Origin of the sequence: Paenibacillus sp. J53TS2 (assembly GCF_018403305.1) — a bacterium.
GTDB classification, from domain to species: Bacteria; Bacillota; Bacilli; order Paenibacillales; family Paenibacillaceae; genus Fontibacillus; species Fontibacillus rhizolycopersici.
Map to the genome: position 1 here is coordinate 177,871 of NZ_BOSK01000009.1, position 25,401 is coordinate 203,271.

The window sequence follows — 25,401 nt, forward strand, 5'->3', positions numbered from 1 at the left end:
GTATGGTGCTATCTGAAGCAGTACCTAGCTATTTGGGGCTGTATGTAGCTGTATGTAGCTGTATGTAGCTGTATGTAGCTACCTGAAGCTGTCTTTAGCTATCTGGCGCCCCCTTTGCAAGATTATCCCGTTTGATCAGGTAGTAGTTGCAGTAGCAGTTACAGTTACTCAACCCTTTCCGTATGGCTGGTTCGCTTGGCGCCCGATTAGGCCGCAATCGGAAAAGGAGGATTCGATTGGCGTGCGATCAACTTAGGGTAAGGAATCGCTGGAATCGCCATACACAGGCACAGCAACTTCTGCAGCCTCGTTTCTTCTTCCGCACCGGACCGGCGCAGCTGGCGGCGTCCGGTGTACTCGTTCAAGTACGCCTGCAGATATTTCGGTCCCAAGGCAACATATGTACTTTTAAGTGAATCCCACGCTTCTCTTACCACTCTCCGCAAGGGTATATACAGCTTAAATGCCAGCGTCGGCGACTGAACAATCGACGTAGGAATATGTACCTGTCGATTGATAAATTCAACGAGTTCGTGACGATGGACAATTCTTTCTCCTCTTTTTTGCGAGATCAGATGGATTTTCACCTGCTCCGGTTCTCCCGCCTCCGTTACCGTACATCCAGCCACGACCGCTAAGCCATTGGGATGAGGAAACTGGTTGCACCGGGACGGATCCCCACCATATCGGTCACAGTTCACCTTCACGTCTCCACTCAATAGCTCTAAGGCATCGGATTCTCCGAGGGTATGGCGGATTTTGTGCAGCATGAACCAGGCGGTCTTGTAGGTGACCCGAATCACCTGGCTCAACCGCATTGCCGAGATCCCATCTGGAAGCAGGAATAACTCCAGGGCGTGGAACCATTTTAAGAGAGGAAGATGTGTTCTTTCAAAAATCGTGTCGACCAAAGGTGATGCTTGATGCCCGCATCTGCCACACTCGAACAAGGGGATTCGACGGGAGTTCAAGCGGGTACACTGGGTGTAACCGCAACGTGGGCAGACGAAACCGTTTCGCCACTTCATCGCGATTAACGCCTCCATGCAGGCTTCCTCACTGTCATAACAGCAGCTAATTGGATGTAGACCCGTTCCCGCATTAACTTTCATGTTCGCTCTCCTCCAAATCCTGAAATACGTACGTATGTTCCTTTTATTTTATTATACCAAACGCATGTTCTTATATCAAGAAAAAATTACCACTTATTTGCATTCAAAACCAAGCCTGCTGAACGAAAGGGATAATCGTGCAAAGAGGGAGTAGGGATGGTCTTAGGGGGCTTAGATAGGTGACTCAGGTAGGCAACCCTAGCAGGTGACCCGGGCGGATCCCCGAGGCTGAAGACGAGCATAACGGGGGTTGATTTAAGGCTTTCTGCGCTGTAGGTTCAATTTCACAGGTATTCTATGATATAATACGCCAGTAGTATCGACTATTTGAGATAGTCCGCACTCACTATGATAAAAGGATGGTAATGCCTAACATGATCAGCACTAACGGTGTAACGCTCCGGTACGGAAAACGGGCACTTTTCGAAGACGTAAATATAAAATTCACCCCCGGCAATTGCTACGGTTTGATCGGGGCGAACGGGGCGGGCAAGTCGACGTTCTTGAAAATTCTCTCCGGTGAAATTGAGGCGAATCAAGGCGAAGTATTTATGACGCCAGGCGAGCGCATGGCAGTCCTGAAGCAGAACCATTATGAATACGACGAATATCCAGTGCTGGAAACGGTCATTATGGGCCACAGCCGACTGTATTCGATTATGAAAGAGAAGGACGCGTTGTACGCCAAAGCCGATTTCTCCGAAGAGGACGGTATGCGTGCCGGGGAGCTGGAGGGCGAATTCGCTGAGTTGAACGGCTGGGACGCCGAACCGGATGCGGCCGCACTCCTGATTGGTCTAGGGATCCCACGCGAACTGCACGATAAGAAGATGGCCGAGCTCAGCGGCAATGAGAAGGTCCGCGTCTTGCTGGCTCAGGCGTTGTTTGGACGTCCGAACAACCTGCTGTTGGACGAACCGACGAACCACTTGGATCTTGAATCGATCCAGTGGCTTGAGAACTTCCTGATGGATTACGAGGGGACCGTCATCGTCGTATCCCATGACCGCCACTTCCTGAACAAGGTATGTACGCACATTGCGGATATCGATTTCGGCAAAATCCAGATGTATGTCGGTAACTACGACTTCTGGTACGAATCCAGCCAGCTCGCGCTGCAATTGCAGCGGGACGCCAACAAGAAGAAGGAAGAGAAGATCAAGGAGCTCCAGGCGTTCATTCAGCGTTTCTCCGCGAACGCTTCGAAATCGAAGCAAGCGACTTCCCGGAAAAAGCAGCTCGATAAAATTACTCTGGATGATCTGAGACCTTCGAACCGGAAATATCCGTTCCTTAACTTTAAAGCGGAGCGCGAGGCCGGCAAGCAGTTGCTGACGGTCGACGGGCTGACCAAAACCGTTGAGGGCGATAAGGTGCTGGATAATGCCAGCTTCGTCGTGAACAAAGGCGACAAAATCGCGTTTGTCGGACCAAACAGCCTGCCGAAAACAACGTTGTTCCAAGTCGTGATGGGCGAGCTGGAAGCGGATGGCGGAGAATACAGCTGGGGCGTTACTACGTCACAGGCCTATTTTCCTAAGGATAACTCCAGTTATTTCGATGGTGTCGATTTAAATCTGGTTGAATGGCTGCGTCAATATTCGAACGACCAGGACGAAACGTTCCTGCGCGGCTTCCTTGGACGGATGCTGTTCTCCGGGGAAGAGGCGCTGAAGAAAGCGAGCGTGTTGTCCGGGGGCGAGAAGGTCCGCTGCATGCTGGCCAAAATGATGCTGAACGGGGCCAACGTGCTGCTGTTTGACGAACCGACCAACCACTTGGACCTCGAATCGATTACGGCGCTCAACAATGGGCTGATCGACTTTGACGGAACGATTCTGTTTACATCGCATGACCATCAGTTCATTCAAACCATCGCTAACCGTATTATTGAGATTACGCCAAACGGGATCATCGATCGCGTCATGACCTACGATGAGTACCTGGAAAGCGAAGAAATCCAAAACCTGCGGAAATCGATGTATCCGGAAGAAGTTTAACGGAGCCGCGATAAGCCGAATAATAAAAGCCGCGCGGGCGGGTCTCATAGGACCTGCTCCGTGCGGCTTCTTTGCGCTGCCGGGATTTTTACGAACCACCCGTCCGGCGGCGCTGATTGTTCGGTTTTTTATTATTTTGGCTCTTCAGTGCCTTGGTTTGAAGATTGTCCTTCATCCCTGGTTTATTTGCCGCTTGCTGCAGTTGTTTTTTCTGCTGAAGCTTTTGACGCATCGCCTCGGCTAAATCGATTTTGCGTGGTTCTTTATCTTCCGTCACCGATATCATCTCCTCGTAAGTAAAAAGGGGCTGTCCTTATTTTATACGTTTTTAAAAGCGCGTACAACGGGAATAATGGTGAAGGCTGCTTTTCCCGGAGGCAACACTGTTTCTCTAGACTTACTCGGGGTTTATTTGCTACGATGATTAAACGCTTTTCATGGAAAGCCACTTTAGGTTTGAACAAGTTGTTGAATGGCTTCGGGGAGAAGTCTGGAGGTGCGGGACTTGGATATTTACGACGATATACGAAAAGGGGAGCGCGGGGCTTGGGTAAGCATTACCGCTTATTTGCTGCTGTCCGCCTTTAAATTGCTTAGCGGTTTTTATTTTGATTCCAACGCGCTGTTGGCCGACGGTTTTAATAACCTCACGGATATCGTGGCTTCCGTTGCGGTGCTAATCGGCCTCAAAATCTCGCAAAAACCGCCGGATTCGGATCATGCTTACGGTCATTTTCGTGCGGAAACGATCGCCGCGTTGGTTGCCTCTTTTATTATGGCGATGGTCGGCATTCAAGTGATCCTTGACGCGATCCGATCGTTAGCGGCAGGTGTGCATAGCCAACCTGACATTCTCTCGGCCGCTGTAGCCGCAGTTTGTGCTCTGGCGATGGGCGGGGTCTATATCTACAACCGGAGATTGGCCAATCAGATCAACAATCAGGCGCTGATGGCGGCAGCCAAAGATAACTTGTCGGACGCTATGGTGAGCGTAGGGGCGGCCATCGGGATCATCGGGGCACAATTCGGGCTGCCATGGCTGGATGTAGTGGCTGCGATTGCCGTGGGTCTGCTCATTTGCAAGACCGCCTGGGACATCTTCCGCCAATCGACACATAATTTGACTGACGGGTTCGATGAGAAAGAATTGGGTGACCTGCGCAGTACCATTGCCAGAACTCAAGGGGTTGAAGGCATCAGGGACTTGAAAGCCCGCGTTCACGGTAATCATGTGCTGGTTGACGTTGTCATTGAAGTCGATCCACAACTGACGGTGATCGAGAGCCATAAAATCAGCGACCGAGTAGAGGAACGGATGAGAAGCAAGCAAAACGTGATGCACGTTCACGTTCATGTTGAGCCAAAAGAGGGTTAAAGCGACCCGTTTGGCCCGTATACGTTTTACGGGTTACATAAGGTAGAACAGAAGAAGACAAGCCATTGTCGTAATACATGACCCAAGCGGGTAGACCGAGGAAATAGTTACCAGGTCTGATGCTTGGGCTTTTTTGCGTTAAAAACCGGGTGTTTATCCCTAGAAAATAGTCCAATTGGATAAATTGGAATAATCATGAAAATCGTTAGGTGTCTTGCGTAATCAGGTACTTTTGTTACAAAAATCAAGCCTTTAAACGCGAGAATGCGTTTTCATCGGCGTGTTTTAGGTCGAAATTTATAGGTCGCATGCCTCTATTTTTGATAAATGGAAACTAGGCCCAATGTCTTTGAATACGCTTTCGGACAATGTGATCTTCGACCGATTTAGACTGTTTTCGACAAGGGATATAATGGGGACAAGACCAAAGAAAGGAGAACGTTGGAACGAAGGATAACAACTAGATTTTACATTAGGAGGCAGGACATCACCTATGAAACGAAGCGTAGCGATCACATTGTTGAGTGCCATTCTTCTCTCTACTTATACAGCTGTTCCTCACCAGGCCGCCGCCGCAACCGCAACCGCTCAAACGATAACCAAAGGTCATATTGTTGGCGGGGTCAATTTTCGTGACCAACCTTCCCTTTCGGGCAAAGTAATCGGATTCCTTAACGAAGGTTCCGAAGTAACTGTATTGGATCAGAGTAACCGATATTTCTATCAAGTAAAAACGGCGGATGGAACGGTTGGTTACGTCAGCGCTAACGACAAGTACATTCAGGTAGAAACGGTAGTTATCGCTCCATCGCAACCTTATTTGGGATGGCCCGCTACGGTAGTTTACGGCGTCAATATGCGAAACGAACCCTCCACTGCGGGCGATGTCCTCGATATGCTGAGCAAAGGCACCCAACTGACCGTTCTCGAACAAAGCAACGAATATTTCTATAAAGTGCAGACAAGTGCCGGCCAGACCGGTTACGTCAGCACGAATGAAAAGTACCTTCAGATCGACAAGGTTGCCCCTACGCCTTCCCAGCCTACGCTTGGTTGGCCGGCTACGGTATCGTACGGCGTGAATATGCGCGATCAGCCGTCCACCTCGGGGAATGTGATCACGATGTTGCGTACGGGTACTTCGCTGACGATCCTCGAACAAAGCAACGAGTATTTCTATAAAGTACAGACGGCCGATGGAACGATAGGTTACGTTAGCACGAATGAGAAATATTTGGAAGTCAACGGTCAAGCCGAAATACCGACTCCGGTACCTACGCCTCCCCCTGCCCCGGAACCCGTGCCAACGCCAGCTCCGGCACCGTCTAATGGAATTAACCAACAGATCGAACAAGTTATTGAGGCGGGCATGAAATACCTAGGTACGCCGTATGAATTCGGCTCAAGCCGCAGTAACACTTCAACGTTTGACTGCTCTGATTTCGTAAGACAAGCCTATAAGGATGCGCTAGGCCTTACACTTCCTGCAGATTCCCGTCAACAAGGGGATTACATTAAGGATAACGGCACCGCGGTGTACAGCATCGACAACTTGAAACGTGGCGATCTGGTCTTCTTCATGAGCTATAAGGGCTCTTCGGCCAAGTCTTATGCCGGGATCGACAAACTCAGCCAGCGGATTACCCACGTGGCGATTTACCTTGGCAACGGACAACTTCTGCACACCTACTCAACGGAGTCTGGAGGAGTGATCGTCGATCAACTCGACGGCTCCTGGGTATACCGCTTCATGTATGGCGGTAGCGTCTTGAAATAAAGAAAATCCATGCCGCTTTGATTCGTTCTCTGTCTACAGAGGACGGACAAAGCGGTTTTTCGTCTTGGTACAACGCCTAAAGAAACAACTGTTCTTCCGCACATTTTCGTGTATAGTTAAGGAAAGAAGGCTTAATGCAAACGGACGGAAAGCGAGGAACGATACATGATTTGGGAGATCAGCGTGGCGGTTGCCGCGGCGGCTTTTGTGGTACTTGTCGTATACCTGGTCAAAACGCTGAAGGCAGCAGAGCGCTCGCTTCAGACAACAACGGAGACGCTGCGAGAGGTGCAAAAAACGGTTGACGAGCTAGGAACTGAGGTCCGGCAAGTCGTCCGGCAAGCGAACGATTTGACCGGCGATATCCAGCATAAAATGAAACAAATCGATCCGCTTATGGAATCGGTCCAACATGCCGGCGAGGTATTAAACGAAGTGACTTTGGCGACGAAGCAGGTTTCGGCTGCCTTGGCCAGCCGAATCGCAAGCCGTCCTCGGATGGCGAAGCGAAAGGCTCAGGCTGCAGTTACGACAGCTCCGGATGGACCGGTTCGGCAGAATCAAGCGGATGCCGAACTACCGTCTCAGGATGCAAACCGCAAACCGGCGGGCTGGGTTAAGTGGGTGGATGTTGCCGCAGACGTCTGGCAGAAGTACCGGAGTTAAAGCGATCACGGGATGGCTACACCGGTCCGCCGTTTCAATTTTGATTAGGCAGGGTAATGTTTATAGAATTGAGTCTAAAGGAACGGGGAAAGCGCCCCGTTCTTTCTTTTATCGCTGCATTATACATAACTCATTGTCCAAGCTCATACTAAGGAGATTAACATGAGAATATTGATCGTTGACGACAATCCGACAAACACCATAATCATTCGTGAAATCTTGAAGAAGGAAAATTACCGGAATACCGTTGCGGTCACTTCAGCACGGGACATGTTTGAGAGGCTTGGGGTAAAGGATTTCGATACGGTTGAGGAAAGCGGTCCGTCTGATGTTGATTTGATTCTGCTTGATATCATGATGCCGGAGATGGACGGAATCCAAGCTTGCCGGATCTTGCAGCGCTCTGAACATTTGAGGGAGATCCCGATCATTGTAGTCACGGCGGTAGGGGACTCCAACAAGCTGGCGGAAGCGCTGGATGCCGGAGCCGTCGATTATGTGACGAAACCGATTAACAAGGTCGAGCTGATGGCGCGAATCCGGCTGGCTCTGAGACTTAAGCTGGAGAAGGATTGGCACCGTAACCGGGATCAACGAATCCAGGAAGAATTAAAGCTGGCATCGCTTGTCCAAAATGCGGTTCTTAGTTCTCCAATCCGCGATCCGGAAGTCGAAATCGATGCCATTTACAAGCCTTCCTATGAGCTGGCAGGAGACTTATATTCCTGGTATTCTCTAGGCGAGGGTAAATATGCGGTTATTTTGCTTGATATGATGGGTCACGGCATTTCCTCGGCCTTATTCTGCATGTTCATCTCCTCCGTTCTGAAAGACACCGTTCATACTTATGTGGAGCCCGAGAAAGTGATCCAGGAGCTGAATCGCCGGTTCATCCAGCTGCACATCGAGAGCAAGCTGATTCAATATTATTTCACCGCCATATATCTCATCGTGGATACCCGGCGTAAAAAAATCGATTACGTGAACGCCGGACACCCTCCAGCCATGTTGTTCACGGGGAACGGACAAGCTGTTCGCCTCGATAAGATAGGACCTCCTGTAGGCTTGTTTGACGGCATTGAAACCGATCCGCAGACGCTGCATTATGAAGGTCCGGGCCATTTGGTCCTCTACACCGATGGACTGATTGACGTGCAGGAGGAATCGGCGGAAGCGAGGCAGGCATGGCTGGAGGAACAGCTAAATACCGGCATTCATGACTTCGACCGCGAGGCAATGAGCCGGTTGTTCCTTGATGAAACCGTACCGCGGAAAAGGGAAGACGATAAATGCATGGTATGGATATCGTTGAAATGAAGGATGCAAGTGGCAGCGAACAAGCTAAACGGGATTTTCTGGCGATGGTGGGCCATGAAATTCGTACACCGCTGAACGGAGTGTTCGTGCTGAGCGAGTTGCTGCTAGAGACAGAGTTGACCGACGAGCAGAAGAAGTACGTTGGTTTGATCTACCATAATGCGCACGCCTTATTGTCGATGTTTGATGATATCCTTGATTTTAGTCAGCTGGGACAAGAGAAGGTGGGTCTGGAGATAACGCCGTTTGCGCTACGGGAATCGATGCGGGATATCCTTGCCTTGTTCCAACCAGAGATCGTCGCCAAGCGGTTGGAGCTGTACTTCGCAGTTGATGAGCAGATTCCGGATCTTCTCTATGGCGATATTCGGCGTCTGCGCAAAGTGATGATTCATTTGCTGGCCAATGCCGTCAAATTTACCGATCAAGGAAGAATCGGTCTCATCGTAAGCTCAAAGCATGCCGAAAGTGGAATGATCCGTTTGAGTTTTACGATCAGCGATACAGGGATCGGTATTCCCGCGGACAAGATGTCCCTTTTGTTTGAACCATTCACACAGCTTGACTCCACGATGACGAGGAGATATGGCGGTCTCGGTCTGGGACTGGCTATTTGCCAGAAGTTAGTAAGTCAGTTGGGCGGCGAACTTCAGACGAAGCCGTTGGTAGAGAGCGGTACGATATTCACTTTTTCGGTTACACTTTGGAGCCGTGCCCCCGGCGAGGGCAAATCACTTTGATTCAGCGGCGGACAAGCTGGGTTATGTTGTTATAAGAAAACCTATTCCAGGGAGAGTATTTCATGAATACGAGAAAAAGCTTGAAATTTTCCACCACGACACAACTGGAGAATGGAATTTGTACCGTATCCTTGCGCGGCGAGCTGGACTTGTCCGTAGCTCCCGACTTTCGTAAGGTGATGGACCCGCTAGTAGGCAAAGATGACGCGGATTTAGTCTTGAATCTGAAAGAATTGAAGTACATCGATAGCACCGGGATTGGAATTTTTCTGTCCATCTTAAAAGCGAGACAAGGGATGAGCTCAAGGTTTTACGTGCGGGAAGTACCGGATCATATCCGGAAGTTATTTGAAATGACCGGGATAGCTAAGTTTTTCGCGGAGCAGGAGAACTCCCAATAAGGAAAGGATCGAGAATTAATGATAGAGGAAGTAGAGAGAATCGTCATCAGCCTTCCGGCTACAGCGGAATATGTGGATATAGTTAGGTTGAACCTATACGGCGTAGCCTCGAAAATGGGATTTTCGTACGAGGAAATTGAAGATATGAAGGTAGCGGTGTCGGAAGCCTGCAACAATTCCGTGTTGTATGCGTACCGGAAGGAAGTTGGAAAAATGGAGATCACGTTCGAGGTATTGACGGATGCTTTGTCGATTACGGTCAGAGATGAAGGGGAGAGCTTTGAACCGTGGGGGCAGGCGGGTCACGTTACGCTGCACGAGAAAGAGTTGAGCGAGGCTCCAATCGGAGGACTAGGCTTCTATCTGATGCAGGCGTTAATGGATGACGTCAGCGTCGAGACGCAAGCCGGAAAAGGAACGAAGGTCATGTTGGTCCGCCGGCTTCAGAAGAGCGAGGAGAAGGTATGACCGACCGAACGGCTCCCCAAGAGTCATTCCACGAATCGACTCGATTGATTCGGCTGTACCAGCAAACCAAAGATAATGAAATCGCCACCCGGTTAATCCGCAAATACGATCCGATGGTGAAAATGGCCGCCGGCAAAATTGCCCGCAATCGGCCGGATTTGTATGAGGACTTGTACCAGGTGGGCGAAATGGCGCTGGTTCGTTTGCTTCAACAGTACGACAGTGGGTTAGGCATTCCGTTTGAGCCCTATGCGATGAAAAGCATGATCGGGCATATGAAAAATTATCTGCGCGACAAATCCTGGTATATTCAAGTACCGCGAAGAATTAAGGAAAAGGGAGCGCTGGTCCAGCAGGCGATCGATGAGCTTACCGTCAAACTGGAGCGGTCCCCTGACATCAAGGAGATCGCGGAATATCTGGAGCTCTCGGTCGAAGAAACCGTCGAGGTGCTGGCTGGACGAGAATGTTATCACTACGTGTCCTTGGACTCGCCGCTATCACCGGACGAAAGCGCAGCAACGCTAGGTGAGATGATCAGCACGGATGCCGACGATTACGATGCGGTGGAGAATCGGATGGATTTGCAGCAAGCGCTGAGTCAATTGAAAACGCAGGAACAGCAGGTTCTCCTGATGGCTTTTCAAGATGGACAATCCCAACGGACGATCGCTCAGAAGCTGGGAATGTCTCAAATGAGCGTATCCCGGATCCAGAAACGGGCAACCGAGAAGCTTAAGCAGATTATGGATCATATGAACACGACTTAGAAGCGTTGCCTATGGAAGTTGAGGCAACGCTTTTTTGTAAACGGCCTATTGCTCCGGATCGGACAACAAGCCACTTTGCTTTAGATCCTCTTGGCTCGTTTTCATAGCCTCCATGTCATCACCTAGTTGAATCAAGTCCTCCATGTCATTCACCATGGATCCGTTTTCGGCTTCGTCAATGTCTTTATGCTCGGGATATTCACCGGCTTGGGCAGCCCGGATTTGTTTGGAGACATACTGCTCCTGCTGGTCTTCGGATTGGGTCATAAAGGGTTTTGCCTCCTTTTCGTTCGCTTCTGAACCACAGATAGTTTGCGCAGATAGCCTCGCTTCGTATACCGGCGATACGCCAAGAAGACGTGCGGGAGGGTCTATAGCCAGCGGGCTTTCACTGTACTATACTGTGTAGGAATGGAACCGGATTAAGGAGAGAACGATGAGATGAACAACAATGAAGCGTTACTGGTGAATGAATATCGCGGGGGGTTGCTGGAATGCGCCCACTATGGTCATATCTGTATCATTGATGAACAAGCAAGGATTGCCGGGCGGGCTGGGAATCCCCATGCTACTGTATTTACCCGCTCTTCGGCTAAACCGATTCAGGCGCTTCCGGGCATCCGCGCAGGGATCATAGGGGCTTATGGATTAACGGACGAGGAGATCGCCATCATGACCGCTTCTCACCGGGCCGAGGAGGTGCATGTCGGTACGCTGGAGAGCCTGTTGAGTAAGACGGGACTCGCCGAGGAGAGGCTGGTATGCGCCCCAAGCCTTCCGCTGGACGAGACGGCCAAGGAGCGGCTGCTGCGTCAGGGTGGAGCATATCGCCGGATTTATCATAATTGCTCGGGTAAACATTTAGGCGTTCTGGCCTACTGCAAAATGATGGGATATCCGCTGGACAGCTATAATCACCCCGATCACCCGGTCCAACGTGAAATTTTGGCGACACTGGCCGGCTTGGCTGGGATTCCCGAGGCCCAGATCTCGCTGGGAACGGATGGCTGCGGCTTCCCTGTTTTTGCGCTGCCATTATCCGCTTTGGCGACCGCCTATTTGAAGCTGGCTTGTCCGGATCTAATTGGGGATACGGCTACAGCCGAGGCGGCCAAGGTCATTACCGGAGCGATGAATCGCCATCCCCTGCTTGTAGCTGGCACCGGACGTATCGACTCCATCTTGCTGAGCGACCCGAATATCGTCGCCAAAGGCGGGTTCAAAGGGGTTTACGCGTTTGCTTTGCGTCGCGAGCGCGTAGGTGTGACGTTTAAGATTCAGGATGGTTCCGAAGAGGAGTGGGGAATGATCGCGTTGTCCGTGCTGGAGCAGTTAGGGTACGAAAACGAGGAAACGCTGCGAAAGTTGCGCGAAGCGTTCCCGTCTTCGATCTTGAACGATGAGGGCTGGCAGGTAGGTCAAGCTGAAACGGTCTTTCGGTTGGAACCTTAACCGACGCTGAGGCAGCATCGGCCTTAGGCTTTGCCGCGTAGTCTCCCGAGCTCTTGGGCAAGGGCTTCGACTTCAGAGATGCTTAACCGCTCTTTGCTCATGACAATGTCATAAACATCGCGGATATCGTCATATTGGTTAACGTGGAACGCGGACGCCGACATCGCCGCTCCTGAGGCCATTTTCAGCTTACTCTTGATTGCTTCGATCATGTATTCAATATTTTCTTGGTTTTTCGTGGATAGATCCATGCCTTATTCATCCTTCCGGTTTATGGGTTATTAACTATTGTATCATGAGGGATGCAGGTTCATGAAGTTTTGCGATCGGCCGTCCGGATGCGTTACAATCAGGGTACGGAATACCGGGAGGGAGCGTGTCAAGGTCATGCAGGAACAGGAAGAATGGCCGGCGGCGGGCTTGAACCGAAGGAAGCTGAGCGGCGTAGAACTGGAAGCTTTTTTTGCAGGCATTCGCGCCCGGCATATCCGTGATGTCGTTACTTTTCTATGTATCGGTACGGATCGGTCTACGGGAGACGCGTTAGGTCCACTTGTAGGAACCAAGTTGACAGACTTGGGGTTTGGACAAGTGATCGGGACGCTTCGCGAGCCTTGTGACGCGACGAATCTGGAGCGGCGCATGGCCGAGATTCCCGAAGGTCGCGTAATCATCGCCATCGATGCCTGCCTAGGCATGTCGGATTCAGTTGGGTATTATCTGGTATCCGGCCAGCCGCTGCAACCGGCCCAATCCGTCGGGGCGAGCCTGCCGGAGGTAGGGCACTACAGCATCGCGGCCGTCGTCAACGTCAAAGGCCTAAAACCTTATTGGACGTTGCAGATGACCTCACTTTACAAGGTCATGCAGATGGCCGATGAAATCGCGGGCGCCGCGGCTTCAGCGTTTGGGTGATTCGATGCCGATTTCCTTCAATGAGCTGCTTCGTGATCCGAAGATGATTTTTTGAACAACCGGTTCAAATGAAGGTTCAAAAAATTAGGTTTGGAGCACCGAGAAGGTTGGATGAAGCTAGGGAGTGAGTAGCGGAGCGTAGATAGATCTACGTGAGCAACGGAAGTCCCGGGTGAATTCAAGATTCGAAGTCGATTTCCTTCAATGAGCTGCTTCGTGATCCGAAGATGATTTTTTGAACAACCTCTAAATTATGGATGAAAGTGGGTAGCGTAATGGACAAAATAACGGTCAACGGAACAACGATCGCCTATGAACAACAAGGACAGGGCGAAACGGTAGTTTTGCTGCACGGCTTCTGCGGCAGCTCCGCTTACTGGGAAAAAGTTCAACCGCTGCTTGCCGAACAATATCAGGTCATTGCCCCTGACCTTCGGGGCCACGGGGCCACTGCTGCGCCAATGGGCGCGTATACGATCGATCAAATGGCGGACGATGTCGCCGGTCTCATGGAAGCCTTAGGCGTTTCCCAATATACGCTCTTGGGCCATTCAATGGGCGGTTATGCCGCTTTGTCATTGGCTCAGCGTTATACATCGCGCTTGAACGCTTTCGGATTGATCCATTCTACGGGATTCCCGGACAGCGAGGAAGCGAAGGAGAAACGGCTTCAGGCCGTTTCACAGATACGATCCGAAGGGATCACCCACTTTGTGGATGGTCTGGTACCTGGGCTGTTCTCTCCGGAAAATGTCACCAAGCTGGTACCTGAAGTGGATCGCGTGAAAGAAATTGGTTACAAAACGCCGCCTCAAGGAGCTACGGGGGCTGCGCTGGCGATGCGCGAGCGGCCCGATCGCCGGGACGTGATGGCGGATACGCCGCTGCCGCTGCTGCTAGTTGCCGGCGAAAGCGACGCCGTCGTACCAATGGCGCGGCTGTTTACCACCGAAGGCCCGAACGTCACGAAGGCCGTCATTAAGGGTGCAGGACACATGAGCATGTATGAAGCGCCTGAGCAGCTGGCTGCTGTCATCGCCGATTTTTTGCGCAGCGTGACGGAAGAGAAGCGAGAAGCGTGAAAAATAGCGTGATTGCACAACGTTTCGCCTCTTCAACGAAGTCGAATTGATGCCAAAGAACCGGAGCTTCCATCTGAACTCCGGTTTTCGGCTTTTATTTTGACCGATGGGGAGAGGGAGGGGCAAGGTCACGTGATGAAAGGGGGAGAACCATGCTGCGAAGGGATTACCTGGTCAGGATGATCGAGGAAATGACCGAAGTATTGGGGAAAGTGTTTATGCTGAAGCAGCAGAAAAAGAAGGTTGAGGCGTTATGGGCCCTCGACGAGCTGTTTAAAGGGCAGTTTCGCTTGAGTTCTCAGCTGCTGGAGAACCTGTCCGCTAAAGACATTGTGCGTCTGTTTCAGACCGGCGGCGAGGTGGAGGCGGACAAGCTGCAGAGCTTGGCCCGGCTGCTCAAAGAAGAGGGCGATGTGTACGAGACCTCCGGCGAATCGGATGAAGGAGCTTCGCGATGGCTAAAATCACTGCATCTGTACTTGACTGCCGCGCTGCATGGCGCGGAGCGCTCCCTCTGGGACATCTCCGCCGCCATTTCCGAGCTGCAATCTCTACTTAAATCCTATCGGCTGCCGCCAGATACCGAATGGCTTGTGCTGCAGTGGGAGGAAACCGAAGGCAGGTTCGACCAGGCCGAGAATGCCCTCTATCGTTTGTTGGAGGAGGGCCATGCGACTAAAGAGGAAGCGGCTGGATTCTATGAGAGGCTGCTGACGCTTTCGCCCGACACCCTTTCGGCCGGCGGTTTGCCGATCGAGGAAGTCGAGGAGGGGCTTGCGGAAGTGAAGGTTCGTTTTTAAATCATAACTACTCCTACGCAGAAAGGCAGCTGTTAAACGAAATGGAATCACTGCACAAACTCGCGAACGAACTGGCGCAACAGGGTAACCTCATCACGGCAACGATCAGTGGCCGCCGCAAAACGGGAGAAACGGACTACAGCAAGGTGCAGATCAAACCGGTCGAAATCAAAAAAAGCCTGCACTATCAATTTGCTTACCATTATTCGAACAAGGTGCTGCATCAGAATATTCCGTCCACTGCATTAGCGGACGAGTTAACGAAGCTGTTTGAGGAGACGTTCCGACAAGGGCTGTTATGTACGGCGGACGCCGATTATCAGGTGTTGATCAGCAAGAAGTTCAAAGTGACGATCCTGAAAAAAGCGCCGTCTCGCAAACCGCTGGGGACGTTGACCCATAACCGGAAGAAGCAGTACGTGCTGGAGGAAGGAACCGCAGTTCCGTTTCTGGTGGAACTTGGCATTATGAATGCGGAAGGCAAGGTACTCGCCAAGAAATACGATAAATTCAAGCAGATCAATCGTTTTCTCGAAATGGTTCAGGACATTCTTCCTCATTTGCCGGAGGGCCGCCCGCTGACCATTGTCGATTTTGGCTGCGGCAAGTCCTATTTGACGTTTGCGTTGTATCATTACTTGGCGGTGCAACAGCAAAGAAAACTGAATGTGGTCGGACTTGACTTGAAGGCGGACGTCATCGAGCATTGCAGCGGGTTAGCTCGCAAGCTAAAGTATGACGATTTACGGTTCCTCGTCGGCGATATTGCCGATTACGACGAACTAAGCGCAGTCGACATGGTAGTTACGCTTCATGCCTGCGACACGGCAACCGATGCCGCGCTGGAGAAAGCAGTCCGCTGGGGAGCTTCGGTCATTTTATCCGTTCCGTGCTGTCAGCATGAGCTGTTTAACCAGGTGCAAAACGAGGTATTGCAGCCGCTGCTGGGACATGGCATCCTGAAGGAGCGTTTTTCCGCGCTTGCAACCGATGCGATTCGGGCCAAGCTGCTGGATGTGATGGGCTACAAAACTCAGCTGCTGGAGTTCATCGATATGGAGCATACGCCGAAAAACATCCTGATCCGTGCCGTCAAATCGGCCGGCGGGAATAGGGCGGAGCTCTGGCGGGAGTATACGGGGTTCCGCGATTTTTTACGCGTCGATCCGTACCTGGAGCGGGCCTGCCGCGACCTGCTGCCGTTGGCGACAGGGGAGGAAAAATGATATAGAGTAAACCGGTCGGGGGGATGCCTGACCGGTTTTTTTTGGCGTTAGCCGGTGGGGATCGCCGACGTGGAGCTCTAGAGGGGGATGAACTGCAAAAATGCAGTTATTATCGGGCGATGGAGCTTGAAACGAGGCTTGAACTGCAAAAATACAGTTTATTTTGCGCGATCACAAAGAAATCGCTCTTTTTATCGGAAATAGACTGCACTTTTGCAGTTGTTTTCGAAAAACGACCCCCAAAACCGAGAAATAACTGTACTTTTACATTTGCTTAAGCGTGCTGCTCGTAACCTCAGAGAATACCCTGCCTTAAACTTGCCAATGAATGGAGTAAAGTGGCTTGTTCGAAGAGGAAAGGTGGAGTGGAGGTGGTGAAGCAGCAGTGGACTTGGGGAGTAACGGTGGCGGTTTGGCTGAGCGCCGTATGGGTTTGCTTGAATCAGGGTCTGTATTGGACGGATCGTCCGGGAGCCCAGCTGCTGGTCTCCGGCTCGCTGGCCGCCGGAGCGGTGGCTGCTGGAGGATGGGCGATCACGCGAGGGGGAGGCTGCAGCGCAAAGGCAAGCCTTAAACTTCAGTCAGTTGCCGGCTCATTAGGGGCGGAGCCGGCGGCTCGATATGCCCTGGCATTGTCCGTCGGCCCTATGGTCATCGCGGCGTCATACGGAGTGCGGCTCGCCGCAGGTCCGCTGTCTGTTCAGTCCACGCTGGAGGCGATACGGCTGTGGACGTTTCTGGGTGGATTTGGTGCGGTGTCAGCTTCGTTGGCGGCGATCTCCCTGCGCGGCCGCCGCGCTCTGGAGGCGGGCTGGCTGCTGATCGGCAGCCTGTTAACCCTCACCGCGCTAGCCGCCGTTTACGGCGTGCTGCCGTTGCCGGGAGCGATTTTACGCACCGCAGATCCGGCCGTTTCGGCGACCGGTGCCCGGCTCGGCGGGCTGCTCCAGTACCCGAACGCCTTCGGCGCGGTGATGGCGGCGTTCCTGCTGGAGCGGCTGATGCGGCTTGCGAGGATGGAGCGGGCCGCTTTTACACGCGAAGGCGGCTGGCGAGGCCAGCGGGCGGGGGCCCTCGCCCTGCTGTTTGCCCTTGGCCTGCTGCTGAGCGAGTCGCGCGGGGCGCTCGCCGCCGCGTTGGCCGGCTGGGCCGCAGGCCTCGCGCTGCTGCGCGGCCCCGAGCGGCGGCGCTACGCCCGGCACAGCGCCGTCTTCGCCGGCGCGGCCGCCGTGCTGGCTCGCGGGCTCGCGGCCGCGCAGCTCGCCCCGGCGCCGGGGCCCGGCGCGCTCGCGCTCGCCGCGGTGCTGGCCGCGGCGCTGCTCGCGTCCGCGCTCGCCGCCGGCGCCCTGCCGCGCTCGCGCCCGCCCGCCGCGGGTCTGCGCCGCGCGGCCTGCGCCTGCGGCGGAGCGGCGCTGCTGCTCGCGGCGCCGCTGGCCGCGCTGCCGGCGTCCGCCGGTTTCCTCGGGCGGGGGTTCCGCCCGGAAACGGCGTCCGCCCGCACGGCGATGTACGCCGATGCCGCCGCGCTGCTCCGGCGATCGCCGTGGCTCGGCCAAGGCGGAGATACGTGGCGCCACGCGTTCCGCAGCATCCAAAGCCTGCCTTACGTCGGCAGCGAGGTGCATAGCGGATACCTAGACCTGGCGCTCGATCTGGGCCTGGTTGGCCTCGCCTTCGCCTTGCTCTGGCTGGGGGCGCTGGCCATCCCCCTGCTGCGGGCACGCAGCGCGCTGCTCCCGCCTTACCTCGCGCTGCTGCTGCATAGCGCCGTTGACTTCGACCTCAGCTACGGTCTTGTCTGGCTGCTGCTGCTTTCGGCGGCGGCCATAGGGATCGCCGAGGCTCGCGAAGTTCGCCCTCGCTGTCCACCTGGGCCAACCTTGGCAAGCGGGGGACCGCTGCCCGACGCTGCTTGGTTCCTCCCCTGGCTTGTCCGCGGCGCATTTGCCGTGGTCGCCGCCATGCTTCTCCTGCTTAGCGTGTCCGGATACCGCGAAGCCGAGAGCCAGCGGCTACACCGCCAAGCATTAGCCTTACCGCCCCAGGCGAACCGGGAGGCGGCCGAGCTGCTTCAGCGCTCGCTGGCCCTCTCCCCGTACCGTACCGCGGCCCGGTTGGCATTGGCGGAGCGCTCCGCACCACAGGAGGTTGCCTCGCTCCTGCGGGCCGGCCTCCGTTACGAACCGGAGCGTTCCGAGCTGTGGCTGGCTCTGGGCCGGGCACTTGCCCGGGAAGGTGACCCCGCAGCCGCAGAGGCGCTGCGGCGAAGCGTGGAGCTGGACCGGTTCGACTGGGTCAAGCAAACGACGGCCTTGCGCGAGCTATCGCAGCTTGCGCAAAGCCTGCGCACAAGCGGCCATCTGCGGCTGGCTGAAGCCGCCGCATCGACTGGCGCCGACCTGTACGCGGACTACTCGCGTCTGGCTGAAGCCATTGCCGGCGCTCCTGCTCTGCGGAACGACCGAGCGTTCTTGTTGACGGCGGAAGCGATGGAGTTAGGCCGGCAACTGCAGCAGCAATCTCATCCTTTAACGAGAAACGCCTTGAAGTAGGTATCCGCGCCTTTTTTACATCCAAGCTCGCTGAGCAGCATTCCCGCCAGCCAAGTCCGTTCGCATTGCAGCTTATCCTCCGAACGCCGCGCGGAAGGCTGAGGACAACGTTTCTTGATCGACCTCCCACAGCTCGGCGAGCTCGGCGCTGACGGCCTCATCCCACCAGTCCGCCAACAGCTTGCGGTTGCTGATGTTTTCGCCGATCCATAACAGGTTGCCGATCACTTTCTTGTAATACAAGGCTTCGCCTTGCTTAATTCGCTCCTCGGGAATATAAATGCCGAGCCGCTTCACTGTCCGGTACAGCTCTTTGCTGCAACTGCGGCGGATCTTGCGCGGGGTCGGGAGGGAAGTCCGATGTTTTGCCGGGAAGTTGGACATGGCTTAAAGTCGCCTCCTTTTTGCTCCAGCATATGCGGGCGGATTCCCCGGAGTCACCAGGGGAGCAGGGTGAAGTAGAACGCATGTCCCCGGCTATGATAGAATAGACTGAGATTAGTGGGAGATTTTGCAGTCCCTCGGGACGGAAAGCTAACGGGAAAGAGGACGAAGCTGTGGATTGGATATCGAATTTAGTAGGCGTATTATTAGATTGGGTGCAGCAATTGGGCTATTTCGGCATTATGCTGGGACTGATGATCGAGATCATCCCCAGCGAAATCGTGCTGGCTTACGGCGGTTATCTCGTGCATATGGGAGAGATCAACTTTATCGGGGCCGTCTTCTTCGGTACGGTTGGCGGCGTGATCGCCCAGTTGTTTATCTACTGGATCGGGCGCTATGGCGGCAGGCCGATTTTGGAGAAGTACGGGAAGTATATTTTGATTCAGAAGAAGCATATCGACGTGTCCGAAGCCTGGTTTCTGAAATACGGGCCCGGGGTGATTTTTACCGCACGGTTTATTCCGGTGGCGCGGCATGCGATATCCATTCCTGCAGGGATGGCCAAAATGCCGGTCGGCAAGTTCCTGCTATTGACGACCTTGGCGGTGATTCCGTGGTCGGTGTTGTTCGTATACTTGGGGATGCTGCTCGGCGAGCAGTGGCAACACATTGATGAGAAGGCCGGGCCTTATGTCATGCCGATTCTGTTAGGCGCTTTGGCGCTATTGATCGTGTACCTTATCGTCAAAACTTTCGGGAGCCGGAAGAAAGGCGACGCTTAAACTGGGCCGCTTCCGCCTGCTGACAAACTGGACGGGCTAGCTGTTGATAGAACTTACGAGGGAGGATACGGAGTAGGCGAAGCTGCCGTCATCGGACGGTGTGCGCTTATTTCGAGCGATAAACATGATGCTGAATATCGAAAGCTTTACATTGGGACCCTTGCAAACGAATGCCTATTTGTTGCGGGGAGAAGACGAAGGCCGGGCGGTGATTATCGATCCCGGTACGAACCCGGGACCCTTGCTGCGCAGAATCGAGGGCTTGGAGATCGAAGCCATTTTGCTCACGCATGCCCATTTTGACCACATCGGAGGCGTGGATCAGATCCGTAAAGCCAAGAATTGTCCGGTCTATGTGCATCCGCTGGAAAGCGATTGGCTCACGACACCCAAACTGAACGGCTCACTGATGTGGCCGGAGGTCGGACCGCCTATCACAACGGACCCGGCGGAATACGATCTAGCCGAAGGTCAGAAGCTCCGATTGATTGGGCACGAGTTCACCGTATATCATACGCCGGGCCATTCCCCCGGCAGCGTCAGCTTTCTGTGCGGTGACCACCTATTCTCCGGAGACGTGCTGTTCCGACTTGGCGTCGGGCGCACGGACTTGCCGGGAGGCCGCGAGGCGGACCTGTACAATTCGATTCGCGGGAAGCTGTACCGGATGAAGGATGAAGTGAAGGTCTATCCCGGCCACGGGCCTAGAACGACGATCGGCTTTGAACGGGCGAATAATCCGTATGTTTCCTAGGAACGGATGGCCATTCTTCGACTTGTCGTTAAACGAAATAAAATCGACGAAAAAGTACAAAAATAGTGGACAAAAGTGCAACCCTTTGATAGGATGTACTTATTAAAACATTGTAACTTCTGCGAAGCACGCAAGCTGAGGAATTTTCCCGGTTTGCGTTCTTTTTTGTCTTGTCCTGCGGGACGACGCTGAAGCGGGCGTCTCCGCGAAACGGGATGTACACCTCCCAGCCGAAGTGCATACGCTATTTCACAACCAGGATTCCGGTCAAGAACTTGACCTGACTCCGACTCTTTTAGTAGGATGATATAAAGCAATACAAGTTTATGAGAGTTAGGCAACCAAAATAAATAACTCAGGGAGGTAGACGATGCTTCAGTTGGGAGAAAAAATCGTTATCGTCGGTGATGCTTTTGAGCAGAATCTTCCTGTTGGGGAATATGGCTACGTGATTGCTTACGACCGCAATCCGGACAATGCTTTCGATTATGTCATTCGGTCTCCGAAGACGGGGCGGAATTACTTCGTTCCGCAGAGCGATATAGAATCCGAAAATCAGCTGATCGAGCAAGAGGCGGAGCGCGCGACACAGGAAGCTTTGATCGACTACGCGCTGGCGACGCATAATGAGAAGCTGTTTCGGCAAATCATGAACGGCGAAGACAGCGAAGCAGACGAGCAGCAGGAACCAACAAAGGAAGTAATGTCCCAAGCGGAGTTCATTAAACAAGTGAACCTGCGGGCATGGATATAAGAAGGGGAGGGAGTCGGCATGCGGCCGGCTCTTTTTCTTTCCCTCCTTTCCGCTTTAACGGATTGAATTGAACCGGATTCTACAATATAATTTTATTCAATTGTACAAGCATGGTAGAATGTACGAATAGTGTGGGAACGCATCACTAAAGGAGGCATCAAGCATGAGTATCCAGACGAAGGATGTTGAACATGTGGCGAAGCTGGCCCGCTTGCACCTGACTGATGAAGAGCGGGAGATGTTCACGGAGCAATTAAATGCGATTTTACAATACGCCGAGAAATTAAATGAATTAAATACGGACGATATCGCGCCAACGACACATGTACTCCATTTAAGCAACGTCATGCGCGCGGACGAAGTGAAGGAAAGCCTGCCGCCGGAGAAGGTGTTCCGCAATGCGCCGGACGAAGAGGACGGGCAGTTTAAGGTTCCGGCTGTACTGGAATAGGATTTTCGTCTCTAGGACCAACTGATTGATTAGAAATCACTAGGATTCATAAAGGAGGAAGCTTAGATTGGCGCTTTTTGATATGCGTTTGCAGGAGATACATAATCGGCTTCACAGCAAGGAGTTGTCCGTATCCGATTTGGTTAGCGAAGCCTTCGCCAACATTCGGGAATACGACGGGAAGATCGGCGCCTATTTGACGTTAAATGAAGAGGGAGCCCGTGCAGAGGCATCCCGTCTGGACGCGAAGCTGGCGAAGGGTGAAGCTCGCGGTTTATTGTTTGGACTGCCCGTTGGCGTGAAGGACAATATGGTGACCGAGGGGTTGCTGACGACGTGCGGAAGCCAATTTTTGAAAAACTATGATCCGATTTATGACGCTACGGTCGTCACGAAGCTGAAGGAAGCGGAAGCGGTCACGATCGGCAAGCTGAATATGGACGAGTTCGCCATGGGTGGCTCCAACGAGAATTCCAGCTTCCATCCCGTACGTAACCCTTGGGATGTAAGCCGCGTTCCGGGCGGTTCCAGCGGCGGTTCGGCAGCAGCGGTCGCTGCGGGCGAGGCCTTCTTCACGCTCGGTTCCGATACCGGCGGTTCGATTCGCCAGCCCGCGTCGTATTGCGGCGTGGTGGGTCTTAAGCCAACCTACGGCCGGGTATCGCGCTACGGGCTCGTGGCGTTTGCTTCTTCTCTGGACCAGATCGGGCCGATTACCAAGAACGTCGAGGATGCCGCTTACGTCCTGCAGGCGATCGCCGGCCACGATCCGAAGGATTCTACCTCCGCTGACGTGGGGGTGCCGGATTATTTGAGCGCCCTCACCGGCGACATTTCCGGACTGCGCATTGCCGTACCCAAGGAATATTTAGATGGCGTTGACCCTCAGGTCAAGGCTTCCGTGATGGAGGCTTTGCGAATGCTTGAAAGCCTAGGCGCGGTATGGGAAGAAGTGTCATTGCCGCATACGGAATACGCGGTGGCTGCCTACTATTTGCTGGCATCTTCGGAGGCTTCGTCCAACCTGTCGCGTTTCGACGGCGTTCGTTACGGCGTTCGCGCCGACCATGCCGGCAGCCTGCTGGACCTGTACTACGATTCGCGCAGCCAGGGATTCGGCCCGGAAGTGAAACGCCGGATCATGCTCGGTACTTACGCCCTCAGCTCGGGTTATTACGATGCCTACTATTTAAAGGCGCAAAAGGTCAGAACGCTGATCAAACAGGATTTCGATCAAACTTTTGCCAACTATGACGTGATTATCGGACCAACAGCGCCAACCACCGCGTTCCCACTGGGATCGCAGGTTGACGATCCGCTCACGATGTATTTAAACGATATTTTGACGATTCCGGTGAGCTTGGCCGGGGTTCCAGCCGTCAGCGTGCCTTGCGGATTTGCCGAAGGTCTGCCGGTTGGGCTGCAAATCATCGGCAAGCCGTTTGATGAAAGCACGATTTTACGCGTAGCTCACGCCTTTGAAGCGTCAACGGATCATCACAAGCAACGTCCCGCCTTGTAGGTTCCATATCAATGTTTTGCAGGAGGATAGGCCATGTCAACATCCAAATATGAAACGGTGATCGGGCTGGAGGTGCATGTGGAGCTGCATACGAAAACGAAAATTTTCTGCGGCTGCTCCACCGAGTTCGGCGCTCCGCCCAACACGCATACCTGCCCGGTTTGCCTAGGGCATCCCGGCGTATTACCGGTGCTGAATCGCCAAGCCGTCGACTACGCGATGAAAGCGGCGATGGCGCTGAATTGCGAAATCGGCGATATTAGCAAATTTGACCGGAAGAATTATTTTTACCCCGATTCGCCGAAAGCGTATCAAATTTCCCAATACGATCAGCCGATTGGCTTGAACGGATACATTGACATTGAAGTGGATGGGAAAACGAAACGGATCGGGATCACTCGTCTTCACCTGGAGGAGGACGCTGGCAAGCTGACGCACGTGGATGGCGGCTATGCTTCGCTGGTGGACTTTAACCGTGTCGGTACGCCATTGGTTGAAATCGTCTCTGAACCGGATATTTCCTCGCCGGAAGAAGCGCGGGCCTATCTGGAGAAGCTCCGGGCGATCATGTTGTATTGCGACGTTTCCGACGTCAAAATGGAAGAAGGCTCAATGCGCTGCGACGCCAACATCAGCTTGCGGCCGCAGGGGCAGAAGGAGTTCGGTACACGGGCCGAGCTCAAGAATATGAACTCGTTCCGCGGCGTGGTTCGCGGATTGGAGTATGAACAACTTCGCCAGGGCGAGATTTTGGACGAGGGCGGAGAAGTTGTGCAGGAGACGCGGCGCTGGGACGAAACCCAAGGCAAGACTTTCTCCATGCGCGGCAAAGAAGAAGCGCATGATTATCGCTACTTCCCGGATCCTGATCTAGTTACTCTGCATATCGACCAGGCGTGGAAAGATCGGATCCGCGCGTCGATTCCGGAGCTCCCGGATGCCCGGAAGGCCCGCTACACATCGGAATACGGCTTGCCGGAGTACGATGCCGGCGTCATTACGTCGTCCAAAGCGCTGGCGGATCTATTCGAAAGCAGCCTTGCGTATACGAAAGACGCCAAAGCGGTATCGAACTGGATCATGGGCGATCTGCTGGGTTACCTGAACAGCAATTCGCTGGAACTGTCCGACGTGAAGCTCACCGGTCAAGGTCTCGGCGAGATGATTGGCCTGCTGGAGAAAGGCACGATCAGCTCCAAGATCGCCAAAACGGTGTTCAAAGAGATGCTGCAAAGCGGCAAGCTCCCTCAGCAGATCGTTGAAGAGCAAGGGCTTGTGCAAATCAGTGACGAAGGCGCGATTTTGGCAATTGTCCAAGAAGTCGTGGCGAACAACCCTGCTTCCGTAGAAGATTACAAAGCCGGCAAGGAGAAGGCGATCGGCTTCCTCGTTGGTCAAGTTATGAAGCAAAGCAAAGGGAAAGCCAACCCGGGGTTGGTCAACAAGCTGTTGGTGGAAGTATTGAAGGGCTAGGACGCCTGCTGCTTTCGGGGCGAGCCGAAGATAGGTTGATAGCCATTCCGAGGGGGAAGAGCGTGTGATCAAGCCGTTGTCGCTGAAGGACACCGATCTCGTGGAACAGCTGTGGGGTTTGCAGCATGCGGCTTACCGGCTGGAGGCTAAGGCCGTAGGTCTGACGGAAACGCCGCCCCTGCCGGATACGTTTGATTCCATCCGCACGAGCAGCGATCATTTTATCGGAGAACTGTCAGAGGACGGCGAGCTGCTGGGCGCTATTGCGGTTCGCGATGAATCGCCCGGAATTCTCGAGATCACCCGCTTGATGGTTCACCCTAATCATTTGCGCCAGGGAATCGGGGGCAAATTGCTGGAGTACGTCCTTGCAAACCACTCTGACAAGCAAGGATTTACCGTTACAGCCAGCACGCTGAACGCCCCTGCGGTAGCGTTATATCGTAAGTTCGGCTTTAGATCAATCCGTCAAATAGGCTCCGCCGCAGGCGTTGAGCTGACCCTATTTCGGTTGGATCTGTCTAAGTGATCATGCACGCTTTCGAACCCTGGTTTCCGGGTTTGAGGGCGTGCTTTTTTTTGAAAAAGCGGGGGGATTCGTCAGGTCCAGTTCATTCCACGTTAC

The 25,401-nt window shown here is 53.5% G+C and carries 27 protein-coding genes; 22 read left to right on the plus strand and 5 right to left on the minus strand.

Going from position 1 to position 25,401, the window contains the following annotated elements; all coding sequences use genetic code 11:
- Window positions 1-206: 206 nt before the first annotated feature.
- A complete protein-coding gene (locus KJS42_RS18740) occupies window positions 207-1,112 on the minus strand; it encodes a transposase (RefSeq protein WP_213623769.1) in 906 nt (301 codons plus the stop codon).
- A gap of 374 nt (window positions 1,113-1,486) precedes the next feature.
- Here KJS42_RS18740 and KJS42_RS18745 point away from each other — a divergent pair, with 374 nt between their 5' ends.
- Window positions 1,487-3,112, plus strand: coding sequence for an ABC-F family ATP-binding cassette domain-containing protein (locus tag KJS42_RS18745; RefSeq protein ID WP_193417835.1), 1,626 nt, complete (start codon window positions 1,487-1,489; stop codon window positions 3,110-3,112).
- Window positions 3,113-3,200: 88 nt separating this feature from the next.
- On the opposite strand, the gene KJS42_RS18750 is transcribed toward KJS42_RS18745, so the two are convergent.
- Complete coding sequence (locus KJS42_RS18750) at window positions 3,201-3,389, minus strand: hypothetical protein (protein WP_193417837.1); 189 nt, start codon at window positions 3,387-3,389, stop codon at window positions 3,201-3,203.
- A 228-nt stretch (window positions 3,390-3,617) separates the two neighbouring features.
- Between KJS42_RS18750 and KJS42_RS18755 the strand changes: the two genes are divergently transcribed.
- The 8 genes from KJS42_RS18755 to KJS42_RS18790 all read left to right on the plus strand — a co-directional run bounded on the left by KJS42_RS18755 (window position 3,618) and on the right by KJS42_RS18790 (window position 10,626).
- A complete protein-coding gene (locus KJS42_RS18755) occupies window positions 3,618-4,487 on the plus strand; it encodes a cation diffusion facilitator family transporter (protein WP_193417839.1) in 870 nt (289 codons plus the stop codon).
- Window positions 4,488-4,980: 493 nt separating this feature from the next.
- Window positions 4,981-6,264: a C40 family peptidase gene (locus tag KJS42_RS18760; protein ID WP_213623770.1), complete on the plus strand. Its 1,284-nt coding sequence runs from the start codon at window positions 4,981-4,983 to the stop codon at window positions 6,262-6,264.
- A 165-nt stretch (window positions 6,265-6,429) separates the two neighbouring features.
- Window positions 6,430-6,930 carry a DUF948 domain-containing protein gene (locus KJS42_RS18765; protein ID WP_155607857.1) on the plus strand — a complete coding sequence of 167 codons (501 nt, stop codon included), beginning with the start codon at window positions 6,430-6,432 and terminating at the stop codon, window positions 6,928-6,930.
- Between the two features lie 162 nt (window positions 6,931-7,092).
- Window positions 7,093-8,247, plus strand: coding sequence for a PP2C family protein-serine/threonine phosphatase (locus KJS42_RS18770; protein WP_213623771.1), 1,155 nt, complete (start codon window positions 7,093-7,095; stop codon window positions 8,245-8,247).
- Window positions 8,220-8,987 (plus strand): ATP-binding protein, encoded by a 768-nt coding sequence (locus KJS42_RS18775; RefSeq protein ID WP_213623772.1) that lies wholly within the window; start codon window positions 8,220-8,222, stop codon window positions 8,985-8,987. Before KJS42_RS18770 ends, KJS42_RS18775 begins: the two co-directional genes overlap by 28 nt.
- A 62-nt stretch (window positions 8,988-9,049) precedes the next feature.
- Window positions 9,050-9,388: an STAS domain-containing protein gene (locus tag KJS42_RS18780; RefSeq protein ID WP_155607860.1), complete on the plus strand. Its 339-nt coding sequence runs from the start codon at window positions 9,050-9,052 to the stop codon at window positions 9,386-9,388.
- 18 nt (window positions 9,389-9,406) lie between these two features.
- Entirely contained in the window at window positions 9,407-9,856 is a 450-nt protein-coding gene (gene rsbW, locus KJS42_RS18785; RefSeq protein ID WP_193417848.1) for an anti-sigma B factor RsbW, read from the plus strand.
- Window positions 9,853-10,626 (plus strand): sigma-70 family RNA polymerase sigma factor, encoded by a 774-nt coding sequence (locus KJS42_RS18790; protein ID WP_213623773.1) that lies wholly within the window; start codon window positions 9,853-9,855, stop codon window positions 10,624-10,626. The genes rsbW and KJS42_RS18790 overlap by 4 nt, the downstream gene beginning before the upstream one ends.
- Window positions 10,627-10,671: 45 nt before the next feature.
- Here KJS42_RS18790 and KJS42_RS18795 read toward each other — a convergent pair whose 3' ends face one another.
- On the minus strand, window positions 10,672-10,893 hold the full coding sequence (locus KJS42_RS18795) for a hypothetical protein (protein WP_213623774.1): 222 nt from the start codon (window positions 10,891-10,893) through the stop codon (window positions 10,672-10,674).
- A gap of 174 nt (window positions 10,894-11,067) precedes the next feature.
- Here KJS42_RS18795 and KJS42_RS18800 point away from each other — a divergent pair, with 174 nt between their 5' ends.
- On the plus strand, window positions 11,068-12,078 hold the full coding sequence (locus KJS42_RS18800) for an asparaginase (protein WP_213623775.1): 1,011 nt from the start codon (window positions 11,068-11,070) through the stop codon (window positions 12,076-12,078).
- A 23-nt stretch (window positions 12,079-12,101) separates the two neighbouring features.
- On the opposite strand, the gene KJS42_RS18805 is transcribed toward KJS42_RS18800, so the two are convergent.
- On the minus strand, window positions 12,102-12,329 hold the full coding sequence (locus tag KJS42_RS18805) for a DUF1128 domain-containing protein (protein WP_155607865.1): 228 nt from the start codon (window positions 12,327-12,329) through the stop codon (window positions 12,102-12,104).
- A 136-nt stretch (window positions 12,330-12,465) separates the two neighbouring features.
- On the opposite strand from KJS42_RS18805, the gene yyaC reads away from it, so the two are divergent.
- The 5 genes from yyaC (at window position 12,466) to KJS42_RS18830 (ending at window position 18,653) form a co-directional block, all read left to right on the plus strand.
- Window positions 12,466-12,993, plus strand: coding sequence for a spore protease YyaC (yyaC, locus tag KJS42_RS18810; protein ID WP_213623776.1), 528 nt, complete (start codon window positions 12,466-12,468; stop codon window positions 12,991-12,993).
- A 275-nt stretch (window positions 12,994-13,268) separates the two neighbouring features.
- Window positions 13,269-14,075, plus strand: a complete 807-nt coding sequence (locus tag KJS42_RS18815) for an alpha/beta fold hydrolase (protein ID WP_213623777.1) — start codon at window positions 13,269-13,271, stop codon at window positions 14,073-14,075.
- Window positions 14,076-14,227: 152 nt separating this feature from the next.
- Complete coding sequence (locus KJS42_RS18820) at window positions 14,228-14,875, plus strand: DUF6483 family protein (RefSeq protein WP_213623778.1); 648 nt, start codon at window positions 14,228-14,230, stop codon at window positions 14,873-14,875.
- Between the two features lie 41 nt (window positions 14,876-14,916).
- Window positions 14,917-16,101, plus strand: coding sequence for a class I SAM-dependent methyltransferase (locus KJS42_RS18825; RefSeq protein WP_213623779.1), 1,185 nt, complete (start codon window positions 14,917-14,919; stop codon window positions 16,099-16,101).
- 1,016 nt (window positions 16,102-17,117) lie between these two features.
- Complete coding sequence (locus tag KJS42_RS18830; RefSeq protein WP_244868548.1) at window positions 17,118-18,653, plus strand: O-antigen ligase family protein; 1,536 nt, start codon at window positions 17,118-17,120, stop codon at window positions 18,651-18,653.
- A 72-nt stretch (window positions 18,654-18,725) separates the two neighbouring features.
- On the opposite strand, the gene KJS42_RS18835 is transcribed toward KJS42_RS18830, so the two are convergent.
- Complete coding sequence (locus KJS42_RS18835; RefSeq protein WP_155608881.1) at window positions 18,726-19,037, minus strand: dehydrogenase; 312 nt, start codon at window positions 19,035-19,037, stop codon at window positions 18,726-18,728.
- A gap of 173 nt (window positions 19,038-19,210) precedes the next feature.
- Between KJS42_RS18835 and uptA the strand changes: the two genes are divergently transcribed.
- From uptA to KJS42_RS18870, 7 genes are all read left to right on the plus strand, one after another.
- Window positions 19,211-19,822 carry an undecaprenyl phosphate transporter UptA gene (uptA, locus tag KJS42_RS18840; protein WP_193419137.1) on the plus strand — a complete coding sequence of 204 codons (612 nt, stop codon included), beginning with the start codon at window positions 19,211-19,213 and terminating at the stop codon, window positions 19,820-19,822.
- Between the two features lie 124 nt (window positions 19,823-19,946).
- Entirely contained in the window at window positions 19,947-20,576 is a 630-nt protein-coding gene (locus KJS42_RS18845) for an MBL fold metallo-hydrolase (RefSeq protein WP_155608880.1), read from the plus strand.
- 370 nt (window positions 20,577-20,946) lie between these two features.
- Window positions 20,947-21,330: an ATPase gene (locus KJS42_RS18850; RefSeq protein ID WP_155608879.1), complete on the plus strand. Its 384-nt coding sequence runs from the start codon at window positions 20,947-20,949 to the stop codon at window positions 21,328-21,330.
- A gap of 163 nt (window positions 21,331-21,493) precedes the next feature.
- Complete coding sequence (gene gatC, locus KJS42_RS18855) at window positions 21,494-21,781, plus strand: Asp-tRNA(Asn)/Glu-tRNA(Gln) amidotransferase subunit GatC (RefSeq protein WP_155608878.1); 288 nt, start codon at window positions 21,494-21,496, stop codon at window positions 21,779-21,781.
- 67 nt (window positions 21,782-21,848) lie between these two features.
- Window positions 21,849-23,303, plus strand: coding sequence for an Asp-tRNA(Asn)/Glu-tRNA(Gln) amidotransferase subunit GatA (gatA, locus tag KJS42_RS18860; RefSeq protein ID WP_213623781.1), 1,455 nt, complete (start codon window positions 21,849-21,851; stop codon window positions 23,301-23,303).
- A gap of 33 nt (window positions 23,304-23,336) precedes the next feature.
- Complete coding sequence (gene gatB / locus KJS42_RS18865) at window positions 23,337-24,776, plus strand: Asp-tRNA(Asn)/Glu-tRNA(Gln) amidotransferase subunit GatB (protein ID WP_193419139.1); 1,440 nt, start codon at window positions 23,337-23,339, stop codon at window positions 24,774-24,776.
- 64 nt (window positions 24,777-24,840) lie between these two features.
- Window positions 24,841-25,305: a GNAT family N-acetyltransferase gene (locus KJS42_RS18870; protein WP_193419140.1), complete on the plus strand. Its 465-nt coding sequence runs from the start codon at window positions 24,841-24,843 to the stop codon at window positions 25,303-25,305.
- The last annotated feature ends 96 nt before the right edge of the window (window positions 25,306-25,401 follow it).

Coding starts and splice junctions, on each gene's coding strand:
- yyaC (WP_213623776.1), top strand. CDS start 12,466: ATGCAGGAACAGGAAGAATGGCCGGCGGCGGGCTTGAACCGAAGGAAG.
- gatC (WP_155608878.1), top strand. CDS start 21,494: ATGAGTATCCAGACGAAGGATGTTGAACATGTGGCGAAGCTGGCCCGC.
- KJS42_RS18835 (WP_155608881.1), bottom strand. CDS start 19,037: ATGTCCAACTTCCCGGCAAAACATCGGACTTCCCTCCCGACCCCGCGC.
- KJS42_RS18795 (WP_213623774.1), bottom strand. CDS start 10,893: ATGACCCAATCCGAAGACCAGCAGGAGCAGTATGTCTCCAAACAAATC.
- KJS42_RS18740 (WP_213623769.1), bottom strand. CDS start 1,112: ATGAAAGTTAATGCGGGAACGGGTCTACATCCAATTAGCTGCTGTTAT.
- KJS42_RS18850 (WP_155608879.1), top strand. CDS start 20,947: ATGCTTCAGTTGGGAGAAAAAATCGTTATCGTCGGTGATGCTTTTGAG.
- KJS42_RS18845 (WP_155608880.1), top strand. CDS start 19,947: ATGATGCTGAATATCGAAAGCTTTACATTGGGACCCTTGCAAACGAAT.
- gatB (WP_193419139.1), top strand. CDS start 23,337: ATGTCAACATCCAAATATGAAACGGTGATCGGGCTGGAGGTGCATGTG.
- KJS42_RS18805 (WP_155607865.1), bottom strand. CDS start 12,329: ATGGATCTATCCACGAAAAACCAAGAAAATATTGAATACATGATCGAA.
- KJS42_RS18760 (WP_213623770.1), top strand. CDS start 4,981: ATGAAACGAAGCGTAGCGATCACATTGTTGAGTGCCATTCTTCTCTCT.
- KJS42_RS18815 (WP_213623777.1), top strand. CDS start 13,269: ATGGACAAAATAACGGTCAACGGAACAACGATCGCCTATGAACAACAA.
- KJS42_RS18770 (WP_213623771.1), top strand. CDS start 7,093: ATGAGAATATTGATCGTTGACGACAATCCGACAAACACCATAATCATT.
- KJS42_RS18825 (WP_213623779.1), top strand. CDS start 14,917: ATGGAATCACTGCACAAACTCGCGAACGAACTGGCGCAACAGGGTAAC.
- rsbW (WP_193417848.1), top strand. CDS start 9,407: ATGATAGAGGAAGTAGAGAGAATCGTCATCAGCCTTCCGGCTACAGCG.
- KJS42_RS18765 (WP_155607857.1), top strand. CDS start 6,430: ATGATTTGGGAGATCAGCGTGGCGGTTGCCGCGGCGGCTTTTGTGGTA.
- KJS42_RS18790 (WP_213623773.1), top strand. CDS start 9,853: ATGACCGACCGAACGGCTCCCCAAGAGTCATTCCACGAATCGACTCGA.
- KJS42_RS18820 (WP_213623778.1), top strand. CDS start 14,228: ATGCTGCGAAGGGATTACCTGGTCAGGATGATCGAGGAAATGACCGAA.
- KJS42_RS18780 (WP_155607860.1), top strand. CDS start 9,050: ATGAATACGAGAAAAAGCTTGAAATTTTCCACCACGACACAACTGGAG.
- KJS42_RS18745 (WP_193417835.1), top strand. CDS start 1,487: ATGATCAGCACTAACGGTGTAACGCTCCGGTACGGAAAACGGGCACTT.
- KJS42_RS18830 (WP_244868548.1), top strand. CDS start 17,118: ATGGAGCGGGCCGCTTTTACACGCGAAGGCGGCTGGCGAGGCCAGCGG.
- KJS42_RS18775 (WP_213623772.1), top strand. CDS start 8,220: ATGCATGGTATGGATATCGTTGAAATGAAGGATGCAAGTGGCAGCGAA.
- KJS42_RS18800 (WP_213623775.1), top strand. CDS start 11,068: ATGAACAACAATGAAGCGTTACTGGTGAATGAATATCGCGGGGGGTTG.